The organism is Streptomyces sp. NPDC033136 (assembly GCF_055578235.1).
Genome location: NZ_JBVIPD010000005.1, coordinates 206,194 through 228,707 on the forward strand (window position 1 = coordinate 206,194; position 22,514 = coordinate 228,707).

The following is a 22,514-nucleotide window of genomic DNA, read 5'->3' on the forward strand; positions in this document are numbered from 1 at the left end:
CTCAGCCCTCCCCCTGATGGCGGAGCGCGACCGCCGGCTCGGCACGGCGCAGCGCCGACGCGACGGTGATCAGCAGGAGCGGAGCGGCCACCCCCGCGAGGAGCAGGGCCACCCGGGCCACCGGCAGTTCGACGAGGACGGGCGGGACCGGCCGGGCGGCATCGGAGGTCAGCACGATCAGCGGGACGACCGCCCGGGTCAGCACGGTGCCGAGCCCGAGCCCCGCGAGCAGACCGGCGCCGATGAGCAGGCTCTGCTCCGTCGCGACCAGCCGGGCGAGATCCCGCCGCGGTGTGCCCAGGGCGCGCAGCACCGCGAACTCCGCGGATCGCTCCCGCCGCGCACCGGCGGCACTCACCGCGAAACCCCCGGCGGCGAGGGCCGCGGCGGCCACCGCCACCGCCGTCAGCGCCGACCGCGGTCCGGCGCCGAGCGGATCCCGCAGCAGCTCGGACGCGGTCTCGTCCCGCACCAGCACCTGCTGCGGTGCGAGGTCGGGGCGCGCCCGCAGCGCGGCGGCGACCTCGGCGGTCTTGCCGGGGACCGCGCTCACCCACCACTCGGTGGGGGTGAGCGGCGCACTGGCCCGCCGCGCCAGGACGGCGTCGACGGCCCGCAGATCGAGCAGCAGTGCCCCGCCGTCCACGGTTTCCCCGTCCAGGCCGGTGGCGGTCGTCGGCAGCTCCTCGACCGACCGTACGATCCGCACCCGCAGCTGCTCCCCGGACAGCGGCACGTCGACGGTGTCGCCGGGCGCGGCCCCCGCCGCCCGCAGGAAGTCCCGGGTGGCGACGGCGGGAAGGCTCCGCGACGCCCCGGCCCCGTCCCCGGCGGTGGCGACGCGCAGGGTGTAGACCGGCGCGGTGCCGGTGCTCCCGTCGGCGTCGGCACCGGTGCCGTACGACACGGTCAGCGGCGCGGTCCCCGGCGCGGCGGGCTTCACGGCCGTACGGGCGACGACTTCGCCGTTCTCCGTCACGGTCCGGCCGCCCTGCCAGCGCGTCACGGCGGGCGCCGGGACGGTGCGCGCGGAGCCGTCACGGCCGGTGGCGAGCAGACGTTCGACGGTGAGCCGGTGCTGTTCGGGGCGGCCGACGGGGGAGGTGTCGTCGAGCTGCAGTCCGGTCAGCCGCAACGGCCCGGCCGGGTCGGCCCGGCGGCCCGACGCCGTCACGTCCAGGTCGAGCGTGGTCCGGTGCACCCGGCCGTCCACCGGGACGCTCCCGGCGCCCAGCCGGTACGCGATGCCGTACCGGTCCTCGATGACCACCGTGAGCAGGGGTGCGCGGCCGGAGGGGGAGCGTCCCGTCCGAGCCCGCACATCGGTGATCCGCACGTCGAGGGCGAGCCGCCGGGTGCCGTCGGGCAGCCGTACGGCCCGGTCCTCGTCCCGCGCGGGCGGTGCCAGGGCCCGCAACAGCTTCGCCGGGGCCTCGTCGGCGAGATCGCCACGCATCAGCATGCCCTCCCCGGCGCGGGCCGTGTCCAGGGCGAGGACCGTCGCCTCGCGGTCGCCGGAGAGGCCCAGGGCGGCGCGGTGCGCCGGAGCGACGTCCCGGGCCCCGGGCAGCGCGGCGTAGAGACCGGACTGCCCGGGGCTGCCCGGTCTGTGGTCGAGGACCCGTACGGCGGCGCCCGTCCTGAAGTCGGCCTGGTCGTCCTGTGACCGGTCCCAGGACGCGCCGTGCCCGATCGCCAGCATCCCGGTCGCCACGGCGATGACCAGCAGCAGCACCGGGCCCGCCCCGCGCAGCGGGCGCCGGCTGAACTGCCAGCCCGCCAGCGCCGCCGGCAGCCCCCGCCCGCTCGCGGACCGCCGCTCCGCGAGCCGGGCCGCGAACGGCAGCAGACGCAGCGTCAGCACAGTGCCCGCCAGCAACGCCAGCGCGGGCGCCGCGACCAGCAGCGGATCGATGCCCAGCTCTCCGGCGCGGTCCCGGCTGAGCACGCCGCCGCCGGTCGCGCCGGTCTGCCGTGCCAGCTGCCAGTACGCCATGCCCGCGATCAGCAGCAGCCCGACATCGGCCCCGGCGCGCACGGGCGTGGCCGCCGTCGCGGCACGGACCCGACGCAGCCGCATCGTGGCGCCCGCCGTCGCCGCCAGCGCGGGCGCCACGACCGCCACCGCGCACGCCACTGCCACTCCGCCCGCGACCAGCCAGACCCGGCCCGCCGGGGCGTCGTCGAGCCGCAGCCCGATCCGGTCGAGCGAGGACCACCGGGCCAGCAGCCGGGCCAGCGGGCCGGACAGCAGCACGGCACCGAGCGCGGCGGGCACCGCCAGCAGCATCGCCTCCAGCGCGGCGAGCCCCGCGATCCGGCCGCGCGATCCGCCCCTGGCCCGCAGCAGCTCGGTCTCGCCCGCCCGTTCGGCGTCCAGCAGCCGGGCCACCAGCAGCAGCGCGTACCCGGCGAGCAGCACCAGCTGCACGGAGACGATCATCAGCGTGGACCGGGACACCAGCAGGGCCCGCCCGGTCCGGTCGAGCACCTCGGGCAGCCCGGTCCGTACGTCCGCGCCTCCCCCGAGCGCCGCGTCCTCGCGCAGCGCCCCGGCCGCGCGTACGGCCGCCTCGCGGAGGGTGCCGATGCCGTCGGTGGTGAAGGTCCGGTAGTCGGCCGTCGCCACCCAGCCGGTGCCGTCCTCGGAGGTGCGGCCGGAGGCGAACACCGAGGTGTCCGCCAGCAGCGGCCCGTACGTGGTGAAGTCGACCGTGCGGACGCCCTGGCCGCCGAGGGCGTCCGCCTGCCAGTAGGGATCAGAGCTGTCGGCCGCCCGGTACACGCCGGTCACCCGTACCCGGAGGGGTTCGCCGCCCAGCCGGTCGGTGAGCGTGAGGTGCGTTCCGGGCCGCAGCTTCAGCCTTCCGGCGGCCGCCTCGGGCAGGGCGACGGGCACGGCGGCGCCGCGGGCGGCCGGGGCCGGCCCCGGCAGGGTGCCCGAGACCAGCCTGATCCGGGACCGGTCGAGCGCGGCGACATGCGTGAGACCCGGCTGCCCGGCGCGGGCGTCGGCGTCCCGGAGGGAACGGGGCAGCGCGTACGGCCCGGACCGCTCCAGCCTCCGCACGGTCACCGGCAGCCCGCCGAACGCCTCCCGCGCCCCGCGCACCACGGCCCGCTGTGCCGCGTCCCGCCGCTCCCGGGGCACATCCGCCTCGACGACCAGGGACGCGGAGGCCGCGGCCCGGCCGCTCAGGGTGCCGCGCAGCGCCGCGTGCCCGACGGAGTCGGAGTAGGCCGTGAGGGCGGCGAGCACCGAGGTGGTCAGCAGCACGGCGAGCAGGGCGGTCGTGAGGAGCAGCCGGTGCGCACGCAGACGCAGCAGCAGTAAGCCGGTCACTCTTCCCCCACCCGACGGCCGAGCCACTGTTGTTCCAACCCGGCATGCATATCACGGAGTTGACTACCCGGCACGTGTGTTCGAACGCGGGCTGCTCCGCTCTTGACCTTCCCGACCGGTTCCGTATGGGATGCGGTGATGACCGAGAACACCAGTCCGGGGTCCGGTGCCGCCCTCGCCGACGACGCGTCCGACGAGCCGATGCTGCGGGTGGCGGACCTGCACCACTCCTACGGCACGGGAGCCGCGGCCGTGCACGCGCTGCGCGGGGCCTCTTTCGCTGTCCGGCGCGGTGAACTGGTCGCCCTCAAAGGCCGTTCGGGCTCCGGCAAGTCGACGCTGCTCCATCTGATCGGTGGCCTCGACTCCCCGCAGAGCGGCCGTGTCGTCGTGGGCGGCACGGACCTGTCGGCGCTGAGCGGGAGCGAGCTGCTGGAGCTGCGCCGCGACCGGATCGGTTTCGTCTTCCAGTCCTTCGGGCTCATTCCCATCCTCACCGCCGCCGAGAACGTGGGCGTGCCACTGCGACTGCGCCGGGCCGAGCCGCGCGAACGCGAGGAGCGGGTGGCGCTGCTCCTGGCCCTGGTCGGCCTCGCCGGCCACGAGACGCAGCGGCCCGCCGAGCTCTCCGGCGGACAGCAGCAGCGAGTCGCCATCGCCCGGGCCCTCGCCAACCGCCCGGCCCTGCTGCTCGCCGACGAGCCGACCGGCCAGCTCGACGCCGCGACCGGCCTGGCGGTGATGGAACTGCTGCGGGCCGTGGTCCGCAGCGAGGGCGTCACGGCCCTCGTCGCCACCCACGACCCCCAACTCCTCGGCCTCGCCGACCGAGTGCTGGAACTGAGCGACGGGGTGGTCGCCGAGGGCTGAGAGCCCCGGCACCGGCCTTCCGGTGTGGACTCCCGTGGCTCCCGGGGGTGGGAGGATGGGCGCCATGGCCGCGATCAGTCTGAGCAAGGTTCAGGAGACCGCTCCCGCGCTGGTGGATCTCTACAAGAGCGCCGGGGTCTCCCTCACGAAGCACGGGCTGGACGGGCTGCGGGCCGCGGTCTACCTCGTGGTCGACTACTCCGGCTCGATGAGGCCGTACTACAAGGACGGCAGCGTGCAGGCGCTGGCCGACCGGGTGCTCGGGCTGTCGGCACACCTCGATGACGACGGGACCGTGCCGGTCGTGTTCTTCTCCACGGACATCGACGCCGAGACCGAGATCGCCCTGGCCGGCCACCAGGGGCGGATCGACCGGATCGTGGCGGGGCTCGGGCACATGGGGAAGACCAGCTACCACCTGGCGATGGACGCCGTCATCGACCACTACCTGGACAGCGGGGCGGCCGAGCCCGCCCTGGTGGTCTTCCAGACCGACGGCGGGCCCCTCAGCAAGCTCGCCGCGGAGCGGTATCTGTGCAAGGCGGCGAAGCTGCCGCTGTTCTGGCAGTTCATCGGCTTCGGAGACCCCCGCAGCAAGCAGTTCGACTTCCTGCGCAAGCTGGACGAGCTGGCCGTGCCGGACAAGCGGGCCGTCGACAACGCCGGGTTCTTCCACGCGGGTGAGGATCCGCGGAAGGTGCCGGACGCCGAGCTGTACGACCGGCTGGTGGGCGAGTTCCCGAAGTGGCTCGTGGCCGCCAGGGCCCAGGGGATCGTGCGGTCGGCCTAGTCCGTCCGAGCCGCCCGGCTCGCCCCCTCGGCCCAACCGCCCGCCCCTTGGCCCAGTCGCCCCCACGCCCCGTTTGCGCCGCGGCGGCACCGTGCCACGCTGGGAAGGATCCGACGGGGAGGCGACGACGTATGGGCGACGACGGCGCACGACGGGCGTACGGGACGGACTCCGCTCGCCGGAGACCTCCCGCCGGCAAGGGCGAGCAGCTCGCCGACTGGGCGGACGGACGGCTCGGGCTCCTCGCGCTGGCCAAGGCCAACATGCGCAAGGTGTTCCCGGACCACTGGTCCTTCATGCTGGGCGAGGTCACCCTCTACAGCTTCGTCGTCCTGATCCTCACCGGCGTCTACCTCACGCTGTTCTTCGAACCGAGCATGCAGGAGGTCGTGTACCAGGGGTCCTACACGGAGCTCAACGGCGTGCTCATGTCCAGGGCGTTCGAGTCCACCCTGGAGATCAGCTTCGACGTGCGCGGCGGGCTGCTGATCCGGCAGATCCACCACTGGGCGGCGCTGGTCTTCGTCGCCGGCATGCTGGTGCACATGATGCGGGTGTTCTTCACGGGCGCCTTCCGCAAGCCCCGCGAGCTCAACTGGGTCTTCGGCTGGACCCTGCTGATGCTCGGCATCATCACCGGCCTGACCGGCTACTCCCTCCCCGACGACCTGCTGTCCGGCACCGGCGTCCGCTTCGCCCAGGGCGCGATCCTGTCGATCCCGGTCGTCGGGACGTACCTGTCGTTCTTCCTCTTCGGCGGGGAGTTCCCGGGTGAGGACATCATCTCGCGGCTGTACCCCGTCCACATCCTGCTGCTGCCCGGGATCATGCTGGGCCTGGTGGCCGCCCATCTGATCCTGGTCTTCTACCACAAGCACACCCAGTACCCGGGGCCCGGACGCGATGAGCGGTCGGTCGTCGGGATGCCGTTCCTGCCGGTGTACATGGCCAAGGCGGGCGGCTTCTTCTTCCTCGTCTTCGGTGTCCTGACGGTGATGGGCGCGATCGCCCAGATCAACCCCCTGTGGGCCTACGGCCCCTACCGGCCCGACCTCGTCACCACCGGCGCCCAGCCCGACTGGTACCTCGGGTTCTCCGAAGGCCTGATCCGGGTGATGCCGGGATGGGAGATCAACCTCTGGGGCCACACGCTCGCCCTGGGCGTGTTCATCCCCTTCTCGCTCTTCCCGCTGATCCTGCTCGCCCTCGGCGTCTACCCCTTCATCGAGGCGTGGATCACCGGCGACAAGCGCGAGCACCACATCCTGGACCGGCCGCGCAACGCGCCCGTCCGCACCGGCCTGGGCGTGGCCTGGCTGACCCTGTACGCGGTGCTGCTGATCGGCGGCGGCAACGACATCGTCGCCACCCATCTGCACCTGTCCATCAACGTGATCACCTGGTTCGTGCGGATCGGCGTCTTCGTGCTGCCCGTCGCCGCCTTCATCGTCACCAAGAAGATCTGCATGGGCCTGCAGCGCCGTGACCGTGCCAAGGTGCTGCACGGCATGGAGACGGGCACGATCAAGCGGCTGCCGAACGGCGAGTACATCGAGGTGCACGAGCCCCTTTCCCAGGCCCAGCTGTTCACCCTCACGCAGCACGAGCAGAACCCGCCGTACGAGATCGGGCCCGAGGTCGACGAGGGCGGTGTCCGCCGCCGGGTCAAGCGGTCCGAGCGGCTGCGAGCCCGGCTCGCGAAGGCCATGTTCGGGCCGGACGCGCGCATCGAGAAGCCGACGGTGGAGGAGTACCGGGAGATCACCAGCGGCGATCACCAGCCGCACTGACGACCAGGGCCCGGCACTCCTCGGGGCCGCCCCAGGCCGTGCGCAGGGCCCGGGCCTTGGTCAGCCACAGCGACAGGCCGTACTCCGCGGTGTAGCCGATCGCGCCGTGCAGTTGCAGCGCGGTACGGGCGGTGGCGTACGCCGCCTCGCACGCGGCGGCCTTCGCGGCGGCGACGTCGGCCGGACGCAGGGTCAGCGCGGCGCCGTGGACCAGCGGCCGGGCGAAGCCGAGGGCGGTCCTCGCGTCGGCCAGCCGGTGCTTGACCGCCTGGAACGAGCCGACGGGGACACCGAACTGCGTGCGCTGCCCGACGTATCCGACCGTCCTGTCGAGGAGCGCGAGGCCCACGCCGAGGGCCTGGGCGGCGGTGGCGAGGCGGGCCCAGAGGAGGGCCGGTTCCGTGGGGGCGCCGAGGAGTTCGCCGCCGGGGGTGAGGGGGGTGAGGCGGCGGGCGGGGTCGAGGGAGGGGCGGACGGGGCCGTGGCCGGGGGAGAGGCGGATGCCGTCCGGGGTGAGGGCGAGCCGGAGGGTGGCGGCGTCGCCGTCCAGGGCGTAGGGGCCGTGCGGAGCGTAGGGGATTTGCGGGGCGTAGGAGCCTTGCGGGGGTGGCGAGCCCGGTTCATCGGTGGCATGCGGGGGTGGTGGTGAGCCTGGTTCAACCGTCCCTTGCGGGGGTGGTGGTGAGCTCGGTTCACCGGTCTCGTGCGGGGGTGGTGGTGAGCTCGGTTCACCGGTCCCGTCCGGGGGTGGTGGCAAGCCCGGTTCATCAGTCCCGTCCGGTGGTTGCTCCCGCGCGGGCCCGTTCGGCCCCGGCGGTGCCACCGTCGCCATCGTCTCCCCGGACGCCAGCGCCGGCAGCAGCCGCTCGGCGAGACCCGGGTCGGCCCCGGCGAGGAGCACCGCCGCCGTGACCGTCTCGACCAGCGGGCCCGGCACCACGTGGCGGCCCAGCTCCTCGAAGGCGACGGCCAGTTCGACGGGCCGCGGGCCGAGCCCCTCGTAGGCCTCCGGCACCGCCAGCGCGAACACGCCCGCCTCCGCGAGACGGGACCACAGGGCCCGCCCGCTCGCATGGTCGCCCCGGCTCCAGTCCCGGACCACCGCCTGGGTGCCCGCCGCCGTCAGCAGGGCGTCCAGCGAGGCGGCGAAGGCGCGCTGCTCGGCGTCCAGGAGGAAACGCATCAGCGGCGTCCCTTCGGCAGGCCGAGCAGGCGCTCGGCGATGATGTCGCGCTGGATCTCGTTCGTGCCCGCGTAGAGGGGGCCGGCGAGTGCGAAGACGTACCGCTGCGCCCAGTCGGTGTCCGCCCTCTCGCCCTCGGGGCCGAGCAGGTCGAGGGCTGTCTCGTGCAGCGCGATGTCCAGCTCGGACCAGAAGACCTTGTTCAGGCTCGACTCCGGGCCGACGGCCTCGCCCTCCAGGAAGCGGGAGGCGGCCGCGTACGTGAAGAGCTGGTAGGCGCGGGCGCCGATCAGGGCGTCGGCCACCCGGTCCCGGGCGGACAGCGGGCTGCCCCGCTCCCGCCACAGCGCCTCCAGCCCGCGCGCGGCCGCGAGGAAACGGCCGGGGGAGCGGAGCATCAGCCCCCGCTCATGGCCCGCTGTCGACATCGCGATCCGCCAGCCCTGGCCGGGTGGGCCGATCACGTCCCCGTCGGGCACGAAGACCTCGTTCAGGAACAGCTCGGCGAACGCCGGCTTGCCGTCGAGGCGGGCGATCGGGCGGACCGTGACGCCGGGGGCACGCAGGCCGAACATGAGATACGTCAGGCCCTGGTGGGGTTTCGCGGCGTGCGGGTCGCTGCGGAACAGGCCGAAGGCGCGGTCGGCGAAGGCGGCCCGCGAGGACCATGTCTTCTGGCCGCTCAGGCGCCAGCCGCCGTCCGTGCGCACGGCCCTCGCCCGCAGGGAGGCCAGGTCCGAGCCGGCCTCCGGTTCCGACCAGGCCTGCGCCCAGACCACCTCGCCGGAGGCCATCGGGGGGAGCACCCGGGCCCGCTGCTCCTCGGTGCCGTGGTCGAGGAGGGTCGGGGCGAGCAACTGGATGCCGTTCTGCCCGACGCGTCCCGGGGCGCCCGCCGCCCAGTACTCCTCCTCGAAGAGCAGCCACCGCAGGAGCCCGGAGTCCCGGCCGCCGTACCGGTGCGGCCAGGTGACGGCCGACCAGCGGCCCGCGGCCAGTTCCGCCTCCCAGGCGCGGTGCGCGGCGAAGCCCTCCTCGGTCTCCAGGGAGGGCAGGGGGGTGCGCGGCACGTGTGCGCGCAGCCACTCCCGCACCTCGGTGCGGAACTCCTCGTCCGCCGCGGAGAACGCGAGGTCCACGACCGCCCTCCTTCCCTAACAAGTGTTTGGTAGGTTAGCGTGAACCCATGACAGACGTCGAGAGTCCGGCGTACGTGCCCGGCCACGGCCTGCTGAAGGGGCGGACCGCCGTCGTCACCGCGGCGGCCGGGGCGGGCATCGGCGGGGCCACGGCACGCCGCCTCCTGGAGGAGGGCGCGCGCGTGTTGATCAGCGACAGGCACCTGGGACGCCTCAAGGAATACGAGGCCGAACTCTCCGGCGCGTTCGGTGCGGGCTCGGTCGCCGCCGTGCCCTGCGATGTCACCGACGAGACGCAGGTCAGCGCCCTCTTCGAGACGGCCGTGGCGGAACACGGACGCCTCGACGTCGTGGTCAACAACGCCGGCCTCGGCGGCACCGCGGACCTCGTCGACATGACGGACGAACAGTGGTCCCGCGTCCTGGACGTCACACTGAACGGCACGTTCCGGTGCCTGCGGGCCGCCCTGCGCCACATGAAGGGCACCGGCGGCGGCGTCATCGTCAACAACGCCTCCGTCGTCGGCTGGCGCGCCCAGGCCGGACAGGCCCACTACGCCGCCGCGAAGGCGGGCGTGATGGCACTGACCCGGTGCGCGGCGGTCGAGGCGGCCGAGTACGGGGTGCGGGTCAACGCGGTCGCGCCCAGCCTCGCGCTGCATCCGCACCTGGTGAAGGTGACCACGCCCGAGCTGCTCGCCGAGCTGACCTCCCGCGAGGCCTACGGGCGCCACGCCGAGCCCTGGGAGGTGGCCAACGTGATCGTGTTCCTCGTGTCCGGCTACTCCTCGTACATGACGGGAGAAGTGGTGTCCGTCAGCAGCAGGCATCCCTAGGACGACAATGGACCCGTGCCTCCTACGAAGAAGAACCCCCAGGGGACCGCCACGGAGCCCGCCGCGGCCGCCGCCGCTCGCGACCGCCGCGGCGAACTCCTCGGCACCGCCGCCGAGGTCTTCGCCGAGCAGGGCTACAACGCCACCACCGTCCGCAAGATCGCGGACCACGCGGGGATGCTCGCCGGCAGCCTCTACTACCACTTCGACTCCAAGGAGTCGATGCTGGAGGAGATCCTGCGCACCTTCCTCGACGAGCTCTGGGACGGCTACGACGCCGTCCTGGGCGCCGGGCTCGGTCCGCGCGAGACGCTGCAGGCCCTGGTCACCGAGTCGTTCCGGGAGATCGACCGGCATCGGGCGGCCGTCGCGATCTACCAGAAGGAGAGCAGGCAACTGGTGGCGCAGGAGCGGTTCGCGTTCCTCGCCGAGTCGCAGCGCAGGTTCGAGAAGGCCTGGCTGTCCACGCTGGAGCGCGGCGTCGCCGAGCGGGCCTTCCGCGCCGACCTCGACGTCCGGCTCACCTACCGGTTCGTGCGCGACACGGTGTGGGTCGCCGCGTCCTGGTACCGGCCGGGCGGACAGCACAGCCCGGACGAGATCGCCCGGCAGTACCTGTCGATGGTGCTGGACGGGATCGCCGTACGCGCATAGCCCCTACTCGTGAGGGAGTCGTCATGGCCGAGGCCTACATCGTCGAAGCGGTCCGCACGCCCGTCGGGCGACGCGGGGGAGGACTGGGCGCTGTCCACCCGGCCGACCTCGGCGCGCACGTCCTGAAGGAGCTGATGAGCCGCTCGGGCGCCGACCCGGCCGCCGTGGAGGACGTCGTCCTCGGCTGTCTGGACGCGGTCGGGCCGCAGGCCGGGGACATCGCGCGGACCTGCTGGCTGGCGGCCGGGCTGCCCGAGGAGGTGCCGGGCGTGACCGTCGACCGGCAGTGCGGCTCCTCGCAGCAGGCCGTGCACTTCGCCGCGCAGGCCGTGCTGTCCGGCACCCAGGACCTGGTGGTCGCCGGCGGGGTGCAGAACATGTCGATGATCCCCATCGCCTTCGCCGCCCGGCAGGCCGCCGAACCGCTCGGGCTGACCCAGGGACCGTTCGCCGGCAGCGCGGGCTGGCGGGCCCGGTACGGGGACAAGCCCGTGAACCAGTTCGTGGGCGCCGAGATGATCGCCGCGCACTGGGGGATCAGCCGGCGGGACCAGGAGGAGTTCGCCCTGCGCTCCCACCGGCGGGCGGTACGGGCGATCGACGAGGGCCGCTTCGACCGCGAGACCGTGCCCTACGGTGAGGTCACCGCCGACGAGGGCCCGCGCCGGGACACCTCCCTGGAGAAGATGGCCGGGCTCAAGCCGGTCCTCGACGGCGGCACCGTCACCGCCGCCTGCTCCTCCCAGGTCTCCGACGGAGCGGCGGCGATGCTGCTGGCTTCCGAGCGGGCCGTGCGCGACCACGGGCTCACCCCCCGCGCCCGCGTGCACCACCTCTCAGTACGCGGCGAGGACCCCATCCGCATGCTCACCGCCCCCATCCCGGCCACCGCCCACGCCCTGCGGAAGACCGGCCTGGCCATCGACGACATCGACCTCGTCGAGATCAACGAGGCCTTCGCCCCGGTCGTCCTGGCCTGGCTGAAGGAGACCGGCGCGGACCCGGAGCGGGTCAACGTCAGCGGCGGGGCCATCGCCCTGGGCCATCCCCTCGGCGCGACCGGCGTGAAGCTCATGACGACGCTGCTGCACGAACTGGAGCGCACCGGCGGCCGGTTCGGCCTGCAGACCATGTGCGAGGGCGGCGGCCAGGCCAACGTGACGATCATCGAACGGCTCTGAGCCGCTCCAGCGTCTCGTCGGCCTCCCGCATGATCCGCTCCACCAGCTCCGCGCACGACGGCAGGTCGTCGATGACCCCGGCGACCTGTCCCGAAGCCATCACACCCAGATCCGTACGCCCGTCCACCATCGCCGACCTCAGCAGCATCGGCGTGTTCGCGGCGAGCAGCACCTGGCTCCAGGACAGGTCCTTGCCGTGCCGGAGGGCCAGCCCGTCGCGGATCATCCGGCGCCGGCCGACCCCCGACAGCTTCCGGAAGCCGGACGCGTGCCGCAGCGCCCGTAGCAGCGCCCGGGCCCGTCCGGCCCGCTCCAGGGCGTCGACCAGCTCCGTCCGCAGCATCCGGTGCGGCAGCCCGTCCACCGCCCTGGTCACCGTCACGTCCCGCACCGTCGCCGCGAGATACCGGGCCTTCACCGCGTCCGGCACGGTCGAGTCCGACGTCAGCAGGAACCGCGTGCCCATGGCCACGCCCGCCGCCCCGTAGGCGAGCGCCGCGACCAGTCCGCGCCCGTCGAAGAAGCCGCCGGCCGCGACGACCGGGATGCGCACCGCGTCCACCACCTGCGGCAGCAGGACGGTCGTGGCCACCTCGCCGGTGTGCCCGCCGCCCTCCGCGCCCTGCACGAGCACCGCGTCCGCCCCCCAGGCCGCGACCTTCTCGGCATGCCGCCGCGCCCCCACCGTCGGCATGACGACCACCCCGGCCTCCTTGAGCTCACCGATCAGCTCCCGGGAGGGCGCCAGGGCGAAGGAGGCGACACGGACACCCTCCTCGACGAGGATCCGCACGCGCTCGCCCGCGTCCACCGCGTCGGCCCGCAGATTCACACCGAACGGCGCGTCCGTCCGAGCCCGCACCTCCCGTACGGCCGCCCGCAGCCGCCCGGGCGTCATCGTCGCGGACGCCAGGATGCCGAGGGCGCCCGCGTTCGCCGCGGCGGAGACCAGGCGGGGGCCCGCCACCCAGCCCATCCCGGTCTGCACGATCGGATGGCGGACACCGGTGAGCCGGGTCAGGGCCGTCCGGCTCACGCGGCGACCTCCCTGGCCCGGGTGCCGGCCGGGTCGAGGACCTCACGGATCAGCCGGAGCTCCTCGGCGGTCGGCTCACGGGTGGCCGGCACCTCCTTGGGGACGGCCAGCTCGAAACCCGTCGCCTCCCTGACCTGCTCGATCGTGACACCGGGGTGCAGCGAGGCCAGCCGCATCGAGCGGTCGGCCGTGGCGAAGTCGAAGACGCCCAGGTCGGAGACGACCCGCGGGATGCGGTGGTGCCGCGCCCCGGCCGCACGGTCGTACCCGACGCCGCAGACCATGTCGACCCGCTCGACGAAGACCCGCCGGGAGTGCCTCGGGATCCAGTAACTGGTCGGGTTGTTCAGGGTGTTGACCGGGGCCCCGCGCACTCCCAGCAGCTGCCGCGTCGGCCGCTCCCAGTCGCCGACGCAGGAGATGTTCTGGTTGCCGAACCGGTCGATCTGGCTCGCGCCCATCATCACGTGCCGCCGCCCACCCGTGACCAGGGCCAGATGCTGCCGGTAGGGCAGCCAGCCCTCGGGCGTGCCGTCCGGGCGGACGAGCAGGGCCTCGCCGTCGGTGAGCAGCAGCTCCGGAGCGAAGGTGAGCCGGGCCAGCCGGGCACCGACGGAGGGGATCACACCCATGGGACTGGCGAGCACCTCGCCGTCGCCCCGCCAGGCCTCGGCGCAGGCGACCACGCAGTACTCGGCGCGGGTGACCGCCGTCATGTCCCCTCCCCGACGGCCGACCGGTACGTCCGCTCGTCCCCGCTGAGGAACCGTGCCGCGAAGTCGGGCCAGGGCGTGGTCGCGTACGTCTTCTGGAAGGCCTCGTCCCGGCCGTAGTCGGGCGCGCAGGACGTGAAGTGCGCGCCGTGGGGGGCCTCGACGACGCCGGTGACGGTGTGCCGTTTGACGAGCAGGGTCTGGGGCGGGGCCTTCTTCGTCAGCTCGGCCGTGCCGACGATCCGCTCGCAGCTCAGGTACGCCGTGCCGGCCGCCGCGCAGAACAAGTCGTCGAAGTACGGGTCGGGGCCCAGGTACTGCCCGTTGCCCGACCGGTCCGCGCGGTTGACGTGCACCAGGGCCGCGTCCATCCGCAGGGCGGGCACGGCCACGAACGTCTCCCCGTCCTCGTACGGTGAAGTGACCGTGCGCAGACCGGGGTTGACCCGCATCACGTCCGAGCCGAGTCCGGCCCGCACCGGTAGGAACGGCAGCCGGTTCGCCGCCGCGTGCAGGCCCCACATGAACATCGCCTCGTCGATCTCGGCCAGTTCGAAGGCGCCGCGCTCGCGGGCCGCCCGGTAGTGCGGCTCCAGGGGAATCGAGTCAAGGGTGACAAAGGGCGTGACGAGCTTGCGGATCCGGCCGGCGGCGGCCAGCATGCCCACGTCCGGGCCGCCGTACGAGACGACGGTGAGATCGGTGATCTCCGACCGGAGCACTGCCCTCACCAGGGCCATCGGCTTGCGGCGCGAGCCCCAGCCGCCGATGCCGAGCGTCATGCCGCTGTGCAGACGGCTGACGACCTCGTCCGCGGTCATCGTCTTGTCACTCACCTACGCCCCCTCCTTCCCGAATCCGGCCCGCACCCGGCCGGCCACCCCGCTGAGGCCCGCCTCGAAGGTGAAGCCCTGCTCGAAGCGGTAACTGCGGCGCACGTCGACCGGGTCGATGCCGTTGATGGCGGCCTTGGCCAGGCGCACCAGCCGTCCGTCCTTCGCGGCGATCTCACGGGCCAGCTCCATCGCCGCGGCCCGCAGTTCCCCGCGCGGCACCACCCGCCACACCGAGCCGTGCGCGTGCAGCTCGGCCGCGGTCACCGTGCGCGAGGTGTAGTACAGGGCGCGCATCAGATGCTGCGGGACCAGCCGGGCCAGATGGGTGGCCGCGCCCAGCGCGCCCCGGTCCAGCTCGGGCAGTCCGAACACGGCGTCCTCGCTCGCCACGATCGCGTCCGCGTTGCCCGCCAGGCCGACGCCCCCGCCCAGACAGAAGCCGTGCACCGCCGCCACGACCGGCACGGCACAGTCGTACACCGCGGCGAAGGCCTCCGCGCAGGCGTGGTTGGCGCCGATCAAAGCGCCGTTCCCGCCCCTCTGCAGCTCCTTGACGTCCACGCCCGCGTTGAACCCGCGCCCCTCGGCGGCCAGCACCACGCACCGGACCTCCGCGTCGCGTCCGGCCGCGCGCACCGCGTCGGCCAGCGCGTACCACCCGGCCACCGGCAGGGCGTTCACCGGCGGGACGTCGACCGTGACGAGGGCTATGCCCTTTTCCCCGCGCGAGGTGGAGACACCCATGGGTCGCATCAGCTACCTTTCCACCAAACGTTTGTTAGGTGAAAGGTAGCAGCGCATGGAGCTGGACGGGAAGGTCGCCGTCGTCACGGGCGGGACCCGGGGCGTCGGCGCCGGCATCGCGGACGCCTTCGTCAGGGCGGGCGCCGAGGTCGTGGTCTGCGCCCGCCACCCCCCGGACGTCCCCCTGCCCGGCACCGTCTTCGTGCCGCTGGACATCAGGGACCCCGAGGCCGTCCGGAGCTTCCTCGCCGCCCTGCCCCGCCTGGACGTCCTCGTCAACAACGCGGGCGGCGCACCCCACCGGCTGCTCACCGACAGCGGAGCGGACCGGCACGCGCGCGTCGTGGAGCTCAACCTCCTCGCCCCGCTGACCGTCTCCCTCGCCGCCCACGACCACCTCCGCACTACCAGGGGCTCGATCGTCATGATCGGCAGCGTCAGCGGCAGCCGCCCCTCACCCGGCACCGCCGCCTACGGCGCCGCCAAGGCGGGCCTGGAGAACCTCGCCCGCTCCATGGCCGTGGAGTGGGCGCCCGACATCCGGGTCAACACCCTCGTGGTGGGCATGGTCCGCACCGAACTGTCCCACCTCCACTACGGCGACCCGGACGGCATCGCCGCGGTCGCCCGCACCGTCCCGCTGGGCCGTCTCGCCGAGCCGTCCGACGTGGGCGCGGCAGCGGTCTTCCTGGCATCGCCCGCCGCCGCCTACATCAGTGGCGCCAGCCTGCTCGTGCACGGGGGCGGGGAGCGGCCGGCGTTCCTGGACGCGGCCGGCAGCGGTCGTACAGGCGGCACCGGCCGTACAGGCGGCACCGGCCGCACACCCGTCGCGGACAGGGAGAACCGATGAGCGGAATCTGCGCGAACCGGGTCGTCGTCGTCACGGGCGCGGGGCGGGGGCTAGGCCGCGCCCACGCGCTCGCCTTCGCGGCCGAGGGGGCGCGGCTGGTCGTCAACGACCTCGGAGTGGGCCTCGACGGCACGCCCGAACCCGACGGACCCGCCGCCCGCGTCGTCGCGGAGATCCACGCGGCGGGCGGCGAGGCGGTGGCGCACGGCGGCGACATCGCCACCACCGAAGGCGCCGCCTCGCTGGTCCGCGCGGCCCTGGACACGTACGGCCGGTTCGACACCCTCGTCAACAACGCGGGCTTCCTGCGCGACCGGATGCTGGTCAACCTCGACGAGGACGACTTCGACGCGGTCGTACGCGTCCACCTCAAGGGCCACTTCCTGCCCCTGCGCCACGCGGCAGCGCACTGGCGGGCCGAGACCAAGGCGGGCCGCCCGACCGCGGCCCGGATCGTCAACACCAGCAGCGGAGCCGGGCTGCTGGGCTCGGTCGGGCAGGGAAACTACAGCGCGGCGAAGGCCGGGATCGTCGCCCTGACGCTTGTGGCGGCGGCCGAACTGCGCCGTTACGGCGTCCAGGTCAACGCGATCGCCCCCGCCGCCCGGACCCGCATGACGGAACGCACCTTCGCGGACACCATGGCGGCCCCCGACTCGGGCTTCGACGCGATGGCCCCGGAGAACGTCTCCCCCCTGGTGGTCTGGCTGGGCTCGGCGGCGAGCACCGGGGTGACGGGCCGGGTCTTCGAGACGGAAGGCGGCAAGATCACCGTGATGGAGGGCTGGAGGCCGGGGCCGAGCGCGGACAAGGGAGCGCGATGGGAGCCGGCGGAAGCCGGGGAGACGGTACGGAAGCTCCTGGCGGAGGCCTGCGAAGCCGGGGCTGTTCACGGGGCCTGAGCCGCTGGCAGAAGCCTGTGAAGCCGAGGCCTGTCCACGGGACATGAGCTACCGGCGGAGGCGGGCGGGCCCGGGCGCCTCGCGGCGGCGGCAGGGCGTCCCGGTACCGCGCTGCCGGTGGAGGCGGGCGCGCCCGGCCCCACGGAACCGACAGGGCGTCCCCGTGCCGTGCTGCCGGCGGAGGCGGGCGGGCCCGGGCCCGGCCCCCGGCACCGACCGGGCACCCCCGTGCCACGACAGGCGATGTCCGCCCCGCCGCGACACCCGGACGCCGCCTGTCACGGCCCTGGGACGCCGTTGAGGCAGTGGGGGCGTGGGGGCGTGGGGGAAGTGAGGGCGTGGCGGCGGGGGAGCGTGGGGGCGCGTGCCGGGCGTCGCGACGCCGCGGAGCCCCGTCAGAAGCCCCCTGGGTGACCCTAGGTGTCGCACTCCAGCACACTCCGGCACAGCGCGCACCGCGCCCGGACCCGGCCCTTCACCGGCACCCTGATCCGCTGATGACACGTGGGACAGGGGAACGACACCCGCAACCGCCCGCCCCCGTCAGGAGAGAACGCGTACCGCACGCCCGGCTGCGGCGGCCCCGCCGGCGCATGCCTGCGGTCCCTGGCATACCTCCGCCGCCCCGCCCACCCCGCCGCGGTCAACGGCGGCTGCCGCTCGTCCCGCCGGGCCAGCTCCATCCCCTTCCCGTACGCCGTGTACGCCTGCGGACTGGTGAACCACACCGACGGATCCTCCCCGAACACCAGCGCCCGCTTGGCCAGCACGTACCCGAACTCCTCCGGCGTGAGATACCCCAGTTTCTGCGACGACACCCCGTCCTCCCGGAAGGCGTCCAGCAGCAGCCACCCCGCGCCCAGGTACGTCGTCGCCGTGTCCGTGAGGATCTCGTTGTCCCGCACACCCGGGAAGGACAGGTCCAGGCGATGCAGGTACACGTGCATCACCTCATGCGCGAGAGCCGCCCCGATGTCCCGCCGATGCTTACGGAACCGGTCGTTCAGCTCCACGAAGTACTCCGGCCCGGCCGTGAGCTCGACATTCGCCGCGTGCCGCATCTCCCGGAAACCCACGATCAGCCGCGCGTCCGGCAGCCGGTAGTGCCGCACCAGCTCGCGCGCCACCCGCTGCGCCCCCGCATAGAGATCGTCGGTGTCGCAGAACGCCACGTCGGCGGGGACCACACTCGCCGCGAACGTCTGGATCGTGTCGTACGACAGCCGTCTGTACAGCGCCGTGATGGCGGCCCGCACCGTCTCCAGATGCGGGTACCCGTGCTCGACCGGCCCGTCGTTCGCCACGCCTCACCCCCAAGACGCCCAGAACCCGCTTCCACTGTACGAGGGCCGCCCCCGTCGCTGACGGTCCGAGGAGCGGCGAAAACCGGTCGTCGTGCCCCGGGGCCGCTGCCACAATCCGGGCCGTGACCAGCGAACAGCACGCCGTCGCCGTCGGCCTGCGGGTGGGCGGCCAGGACGACGACCTCGAAAGGCGGCTCGACGAGGAACTGACCGCCTTCAACACCGCCGCCGCCGACGGTGCCGCCACGGAGCCCCTCTCGGTCCGCGCCACCGGCGACCCCGGTGACCTGATCGGCGGCCTCACCGCCCGGACCTGGGGCAGCCTTTGCTTCCGTGGACATGCTCCGGGTGCGCGAGGACCAGCGGCACGCGGGCCGGGGCGGCCGCCTGATGCGCGCGCCGCGGAGACGGAGGCCGCCCGGCGCGGCTGCACCCACATGATCGTCTCGACCTGCGGTTTCCAGGCGCCCGGCTTCTACCTCCGGCTCGGCTACCGGGAACGAGGCCGCATCGAAGGCGTCCCCGGCGGCCACGAGGACATCTGCTTCCACAAGCGGCTCGGTCCGGCCGAGTCGTGAGGTCCGGCCGAGTCGTGAGGTCCGGCCCAGTCGTGAGGTCCGGCCGAGTCGTGAGACGGCCTGCGGCCGCCGGGCCCGCTCCCCGTAGGCTGACGACCCATGACCACCAGCAACACCGGTTCCGCTGACGTCGACCCGGCCGTCCGCGAGGAGCTCGCACGGCTGCGCGACAGCATCGACAACATCGACGCCGCCGTCGTCCACATGCTCGCCGAGCGCTTCAAGTGCACCCAGCAGGTCGGCCACCTCAAAGCCCGACACCAGCTGCCGCCCGCCGACCCGGCCCGCGAGGCCCGCCAGATCGCCCGGCTGCGCGCGCTCGCCGAGAACGCCAAGCTGGACCCGGCCTTCGCCGAGAAGTTCCTGAACTTCATCGTGGGCGAAGTCATCCGCCACCACGAACGCATCGCGGACGAGGCACTCAACGGCTCCGCGACCACCGGTAACTGACCTCGGGGGAGTGACACGGCGCCCAGGCCGGTGCATGCTGCGCTGTGCACAGCATGTCAGCTGACGAGCACTGCGCGTCAGCGTCCCGGACTACTCTGGTCCTCCACGAGGGAGGGGGCGTCGGGCCATGCCGTCGGAAACCAGGATCCTCATCGTCGACGACCACGAGGACACGCTGTACGCGCTGGAGAGCGCCCTGGCCCCACTGGGCTACCGGCTGAGCCGGGCCACCAGCGGCGACGAAGCACTCAAGCAGGTCCTCCGCGGCCAGGTCGGCCTGCTCCTGCTCGACGTGCGCATGCCCGGCGTCAGCGGCCTGGAAGTCGTGCGCTACATGCGCCGCGTCGAACAGACCCAGCACATCCCCGTCATCCTCCTCACCGGCTTCGGCGCCGACCACGAACTGGCCACAACCGCCTTCGGACTCCGAGTCGCCGACCTCGTCCTGAAACCCGTCGACCCCTGGGCCCTGCGCACCAAGGTCCGCTACCTCTACGACGCCCACCAGCACCACCTCGCCCTGGAACGGGAAGTACGCCGCCTGCGCACCTTCGTCCGGGAGCACCCCGAATCCGCCGCACACCCCCCGCGCCCCGCACTGCCCCACCCCGACGCGCACGTACCCCTCCAGCGACCCGGGGCGCACGCCGGGGAGCTCGAAAAGGACCGCACCTAGACCGGACATTGGGCACGTACCGATCCGCCTCTGTGCCATGCCGACGCCATCAGGCAGCATGTCCTGCATGTCCGTACTGACGCGCGACGAAGCGCAGGCCCGAGCAGAGCTCCTCGACGTCCACCGCTACACGATCGAACTCGACCTGACCGGCGGGGACGAGACCTTCGACTCCCGCACCCTGATCAGGTTCAGCGCCCGCGCGGACGGGGACACCTTCGTCGAGGTCAAGCCCGCCGAACTGCGCACCGCCACCCTGGACGGACAGCCCCTGGACCCGGAAGCCCTCGACGGCAACCGGCTCCCCCTTAAAAACCTCACCGCCGGCGAGCACGAACTGCGCGTCGACGCGCGGATGCGCTACTCCCGCACCGGCGAGGGCATGCACCGCTTCACCGACCCCACCGACGGCGAGACCTACGTCTACACCCAGCTGTTCCTGGACGACGTCCAGCGCGTCTTCGCCGCCTTCGACCAGCCCGACCTCAAAGCCGTCTTCGAACTGTCGGTCCACGCCCCGCGGAACTGGACCGTCCTCGCCAACGGCGTCACCGAACAGACCGACGGCGTATGGCGGGCAGCGCCCACCCCACTCATCTCCACCTACCTCGTCGCCGTCGCCGCCGGCCCCTGGCACTCCGTACAGACGGAACACCGCGGCCTGCCCTTCGCACTGCACTGCCGCCGCTCCCTCGCCCCCTACCTGGACGCCGACGCCGACGAACTCCTCGACGTCACCCGCGCGTGCTTCGACCGCTACCACGAGAAGTTCGACACGCCCTACCCCTTCGACTCCTACGACCAGGCCTTCGTCCCCGAGTTCAACGCCGGCGCCATGGAGAACCCGGGCCTGGTCACCTTCCGCGACGAGTTCGTCTACCGCTCCGCCGTCACCGACACCGAACGGCAGACCCGCGCCATGGTCATCGCCCACGAGATGGCCCACATGTGGTTCGGCGACCTCGTCACCCTCACATGGTGGGACGACATCTGGCTGAACGAGTCCTTCGCCGAGTACATGGGCTACCAGACCCTCACCGAGGCGCCCCTCGGCGGCTCCGGCGGGACTCCCCCCAGAAAGTGGGGCACCGACACATGGACCGACTTCGGCGTCACCCGCAAATCCTGGGGCTACGACGCCGACCAGCGCCCCTCCACCCACCCCGTCGCCCCCGAAGCCGTCGACGACACCGCCTCCGCCCTGCTCAACTTCGACGGCATCTCCTACGCCAAGGGCGCGAGCGCCCTGAGGCAACTGGTCGCCTGGCTCGGCGAGAAGGACTTCCTCGCCGGCATCAACGCCCACTTCGCCCGCCACCAGTTCGGCAACGCCACCCTCGCCGACTTCATCGACAACCTCGCCGGCGCCACCGACCGCGACGTCCACGCCTGGGCCGACGCCTGGCTGCGCACCACCGGCGTCGACACCCTCACCCCCCGCATCACCCCCGGCGAGCACGGCACCTGCACCCTCACCACCGACCACACCGGCAGCCGCCCGCACCGCGTCGCCGTCGGCCTCTACGACCGGGACCTCGGAGACAACGGCGGACACCTCGTCCTGCGCGAACGCCTCCACCTCGACCTCCCGCAGAACGCCCCCCACCCCATCGGCAAGCGGCCCGCCCTGCTCCTCCTCAACGACAGCGACCTCACCTACGCCAAGGTCCGCTTCGACCCCGAGTCCTTCGAGACCGTCCGCAAGGAACTGTCCGGCCTGCCCGAACCACTCACCCGCGCCGTCGTCTGGAACGCCCTGCGCGACGCCGTCCGCGACGGCGAACTCGCACCCGCCGCCTACCTGGAGACCGCCCGGGCCCACCTCCCCCTCGAAACGGACCTCGCCATCGTCCAAGGCGTACTCGCCTTCGCCTCCACACACATCGCCGACCGCTACCTCACCCCCGAGGAGCGGCCCGCCGCGCTCGCCACCCTGTCCGAACTGTGCCGCGACCTCATCCGCCGCACCGAGGACGGCGACAACCCCGGCCTGCGCCTGATCGCCGTACGCCACCGCATCGACGCCGCCGCCCACCCCGACACCATCGCCGCCTGGCTCGCCGACGGCACCGTCCCCGGCGGCCCCGAACTCGACCCCGAACTGCGCTGGCGCGTCCTCGCCAGGCTCGCCGTCCTCGGCGCGACCGACGAGACCGCCATCGCCGCCGAACTGGAACGCGACCCGAGCGCCACCGGCCAGGAGGGCGCCGCCCGCTGCCGCGCCGCCCTGCCCGATCCCGAGGCCAAGGCCCGCGCCTGGCAGGCCATGTTCGGCTCCGACGACCTGTCCAACTACCTCTTCACCGCCACCGCCCAGGGCTTCTGGCAGCCGGAACAGGCCGACCTGGTACGCGAGTACGTACCCCGCTACTACGCCGACGCGGTCGCCGTCGCCGACCGCCGCGGCCCCGCCATCGCCGACGCCGCCGGACGCTGGGCCTTCCCCGCACACGCCGTCGACACGGACAACCTCCGCCTCGGCGAGGAATGCCTCAGCGGCGGCGGACCGAACCCGTCACTGCACCGCAAACTGGTCGACCAACTGGACGACCTGAAGCGGGCACTGCGCGTACAGGGCGCCGAGAAGAACTAGGACCCCGAACACGCAGCGCCCGACCCGACCGCCGATACGGCGG

20 protein-coding genes are annotated in these 22,514 nt (G+C 73.3%); 12 read left to right on the forward strand and 8 right to left on the reverse strand.

The features are described 5' to 3' along the window. Position 1: 1 nt before the first annotated feature. A complete protein-coding gene (locus tag ACZ5TL_RS11530) occupies positions 2-3,343 on the reverse strand; it encodes an FtsX-like permease family protein (RefSeq protein ID WP_468589231.1) in 3,342 nt (1,113 codons plus the stop codon). Positions 3,344-3,481: 138 nt separating this feature from the next. Here ACZ5TL_RS11530 and ACZ5TL_RS11535 point away from each other — a divergent pair, with 138 nt between their 5' ends. From ACZ5TL_RS11535 to qcrB, 3 genes are all read left to right on the forward strand, one after another. Further along, on the forward strand, positions 3,482-4,213 hold the full coding sequence (locus ACZ5TL_RS11535) for an ABC transporter ATP-binding protein (protein ID WP_468589232.1): 732 nt from the start codon (positions 3,482-3,484) through the stop codon (positions 4,211-4,213). Between the two features lie 64 nt (positions 4,214-4,277). Next, the gene (locus tag ACZ5TL_RS11540; protein ID WP_468589234.1) at positions 4,278-5,003 is read left to right on the forward strand and encodes a vWA domain-containing protein; all 726 of its coding nucleotides are present in this window, start codon (positions 4,278-4,280) and stop codon (positions 5,001-5,003) included. 131 nt (positions 5,004-5,134) lie between these two features. Continuing rightward, the gene (gene qcrB / locus ACZ5TL_RS11545; RefSeq protein ID WP_468589236.1) at positions 5,135-6,793 is read left to right on the forward strand and encodes a cytochrome bc1 complex cytochrome b subunit; all 1,659 of its coding nucleotides are present in this window, start codon (positions 5,135-5,137) and stop codon (positions 6,791-6,793) included. Here qcrB and ACZ5TL_RS11550 read toward each other — a convergent pair. Next, the gene (locus ACZ5TL_RS11550) at positions 6,765-7,976 is read right to left on the reverse strand and encodes an acyl-CoA dehydrogenase family protein (RefSeq protein ID WP_468589237.1); all 1,212 of its coding nucleotides are present in this window, start codon (positions 7,974-7,976) and stop codon (positions 6,765-6,767) included. The two genes, qcrB and ACZ5TL_RS11550, sit on opposite strands and share 29 nt — an antisense overlap. Further along, a complete protein-coding gene (locus ACZ5TL_RS11555; RefSeq protein WP_468589239.1) occupies positions 7,976-9,115 on the reverse strand; it encodes an acyl-CoA dehydrogenase family protein in 1,140 nt (379 codons plus the stop codon). The genes ACZ5TL_RS11550 and ACZ5TL_RS11555 overlap by 1 nt, the downstream gene beginning before the upstream one ends. A gap of 47 nt (positions 9,116-9,162) precedes the next feature. Between ACZ5TL_RS11555 and ACZ5TL_RS11560 the strand changes: the two genes are divergently transcribed. The 3 genes from ACZ5TL_RS11560 to ACZ5TL_RS11570 are packed head-to-tail and all read left to right on the forward strand — an operon-like array spanning position 9,163 to position 11,786. Then, on the forward strand, positions 9,163-9,951 hold the full coding sequence (locus tag ACZ5TL_RS11560) for an SDR family oxidoreductase (protein ID WP_468589240.1): 789 nt from the start codon (positions 9,163-9,165) through the stop codon (positions 9,949-9,951). 15 nt (positions 9,952-9,966) lie between these two features. Then, complete coding sequence (locus tag ACZ5TL_RS11565) at positions 9,967-10,605, forward strand: TetR/AcrR family transcriptional regulator (protein ID WP_468589242.1); 639 nt, start codon at positions 9,967-9,969, stop codon at positions 10,603-10,605. A gap of 23 nt (positions 10,606-10,628) precedes the next feature. Continuing rightward, the gene (locus ACZ5TL_RS11570) at positions 10,629-11,786 is read left to right on the forward strand and encodes an acetyl-CoA C-acetyltransferase (protein WP_468589244.1); all 1,158 of its coding nucleotides are present in this window, start codon (positions 10,629-10,631) and stop codon (positions 11,784-11,786) included. On the opposite strand, the gene ACZ5TL_RS11575 is transcribed toward ACZ5TL_RS11570, so the two are convergent. From ACZ5TL_RS11575 to ACZ5TL_RS11590, 4 genes are read right to left on the reverse strand one after another with little or no spacing between them, the layout of a single operon-like run. Beyond that, positions 11,770-12,822, reverse strand: a complete 1,053-nt coding sequence (locus ACZ5TL_RS11575) for an NAD(P)H-dependent flavin oxidoreductase (protein WP_468589245.1) — start codon at positions 12,820-12,822, stop codon at positions 11,770-11,772. The two genes, ACZ5TL_RS11570 and ACZ5TL_RS11575, sit on opposite strands and share 17 nt — an antisense overlap. After that, complete coding sequence (locus ACZ5TL_RS11580) at positions 12,819-13,538, reverse strand: CoA-transferase subunit beta (protein WP_468589247.1); 720 nt, start codon at positions 13,536-13,538, stop codon at positions 12,819-12,821. The genes ACZ5TL_RS11575 and ACZ5TL_RS11580 overlap by 4 nt, the downstream gene beginning before the upstream one ends. After that, positions 13,535-14,371, reverse strand: a complete 837-nt coding sequence (locus ACZ5TL_RS11585; RefSeq protein WP_468589248.1) for a CoA transferase subunit A — start codon at positions 14,369-14,371, stop codon at positions 13,535-13,537. Before ACZ5TL_RS11585 ends, ACZ5TL_RS11580 begins: the two co-directional genes overlap by 4 nt. After that, complete coding sequence (locus ACZ5TL_RS11590) at positions 14,372-15,115, reverse strand: enoyl-CoA hydratase family protein (protein WP_468589543.1); 744 nt, start codon at positions 15,113-15,115, stop codon at positions 14,372-14,374. It lies immediately after the preceding gene. Between the two features lie 55 nt (positions 15,116-15,170). Between ACZ5TL_RS11590 and ACZ5TL_RS11595 the strand changes: the two genes are divergently transcribed. Both ACZ5TL_RS11595 and ACZ5TL_RS11600 read left to right on the forward strand, forming a co-directional pair. Next, positions 15,171-15,968 carry an SDR family oxidoreductase gene (locus ACZ5TL_RS11595; RefSeq protein WP_468589249.1) on the forward strand — a complete coding sequence of 266 codons (798 nt, stop codon included), beginning with the start codon at positions 15,171-15,173 and terminating at the stop codon, positions 15,966-15,968. Next, positions 15,965-16,870: an SDR family oxidoreductase gene (locus ACZ5TL_RS11600; protein WP_468589251.1), complete on the forward strand. Its 906-nt coding sequence runs from the start codon at positions 15,965-15,967 to the stop codon at positions 16,868-16,870. Before ACZ5TL_RS11595 ends, ACZ5TL_RS11600 begins: the two co-directional genes overlap by 4 nt. 416 nt (positions 16,871-17,286) lie before the next feature. Here the strand turns inward: ACZ5TL_RS11600 and ACZ5TL_RS11605 are convergent, their stop codons facing one another. After that, positions 17,287-18,174, reverse strand: a complete 888-nt coding sequence (locus ACZ5TL_RS11605) for a hypothetical protein (protein WP_468589252.1) — start codon at positions 18,172-18,174, stop codon at positions 17,287-17,289. 122 nt (positions 18,175-18,296) lie between these two features. On the opposite strand from ACZ5TL_RS11605, the gene ACZ5TL_RS11610 reads away from it, so the two are divergent. From ACZ5TL_RS11610 to pepN, 4 genes are all read left to right on the forward strand, one after another. Continuing rightward, positions 18,297-18,752: a GNAT family N-acetyltransferase gene (locus ACZ5TL_RS11610; protein WP_468589253.1), complete on the forward strand. Its 456-nt coding sequence runs from the start codon at positions 18,297-18,299 to the stop codon at positions 18,750-18,752. Between the two features lie 99 nt (positions 18,753-18,851). Beyond that, complete coding sequence (locus ACZ5TL_RS11615; protein ID WP_468589254.1) at positions 18,852-19,202, forward strand: chorismate mutase; 351 nt, start codon at positions 18,852-18,854, stop codon at positions 19,200-19,202. A gap of 127 nt (positions 19,203-19,329) precedes the next feature. Further along, a complete protein-coding gene (locus ACZ5TL_RS11620) occupies positions 19,330-19,878 on the forward strand; it encodes a response regulator (protein WP_468589255.1) in 549 nt (182 codons plus the stop codon). A gap of 67 nt (positions 19,879-19,945) precedes the next feature. Then, on the forward strand, positions 19,946-22,471 hold the full coding sequence (pepN, locus tag ACZ5TL_RS11625; RefSeq protein ID WP_468589257.1) for an aminopeptidase N: 2,526 nt from the start codon (positions 19,946-19,948) through the stop codon (positions 22,469-22,471). Positions 22,472-22,514: the final 43 nt, after the last annotated feature.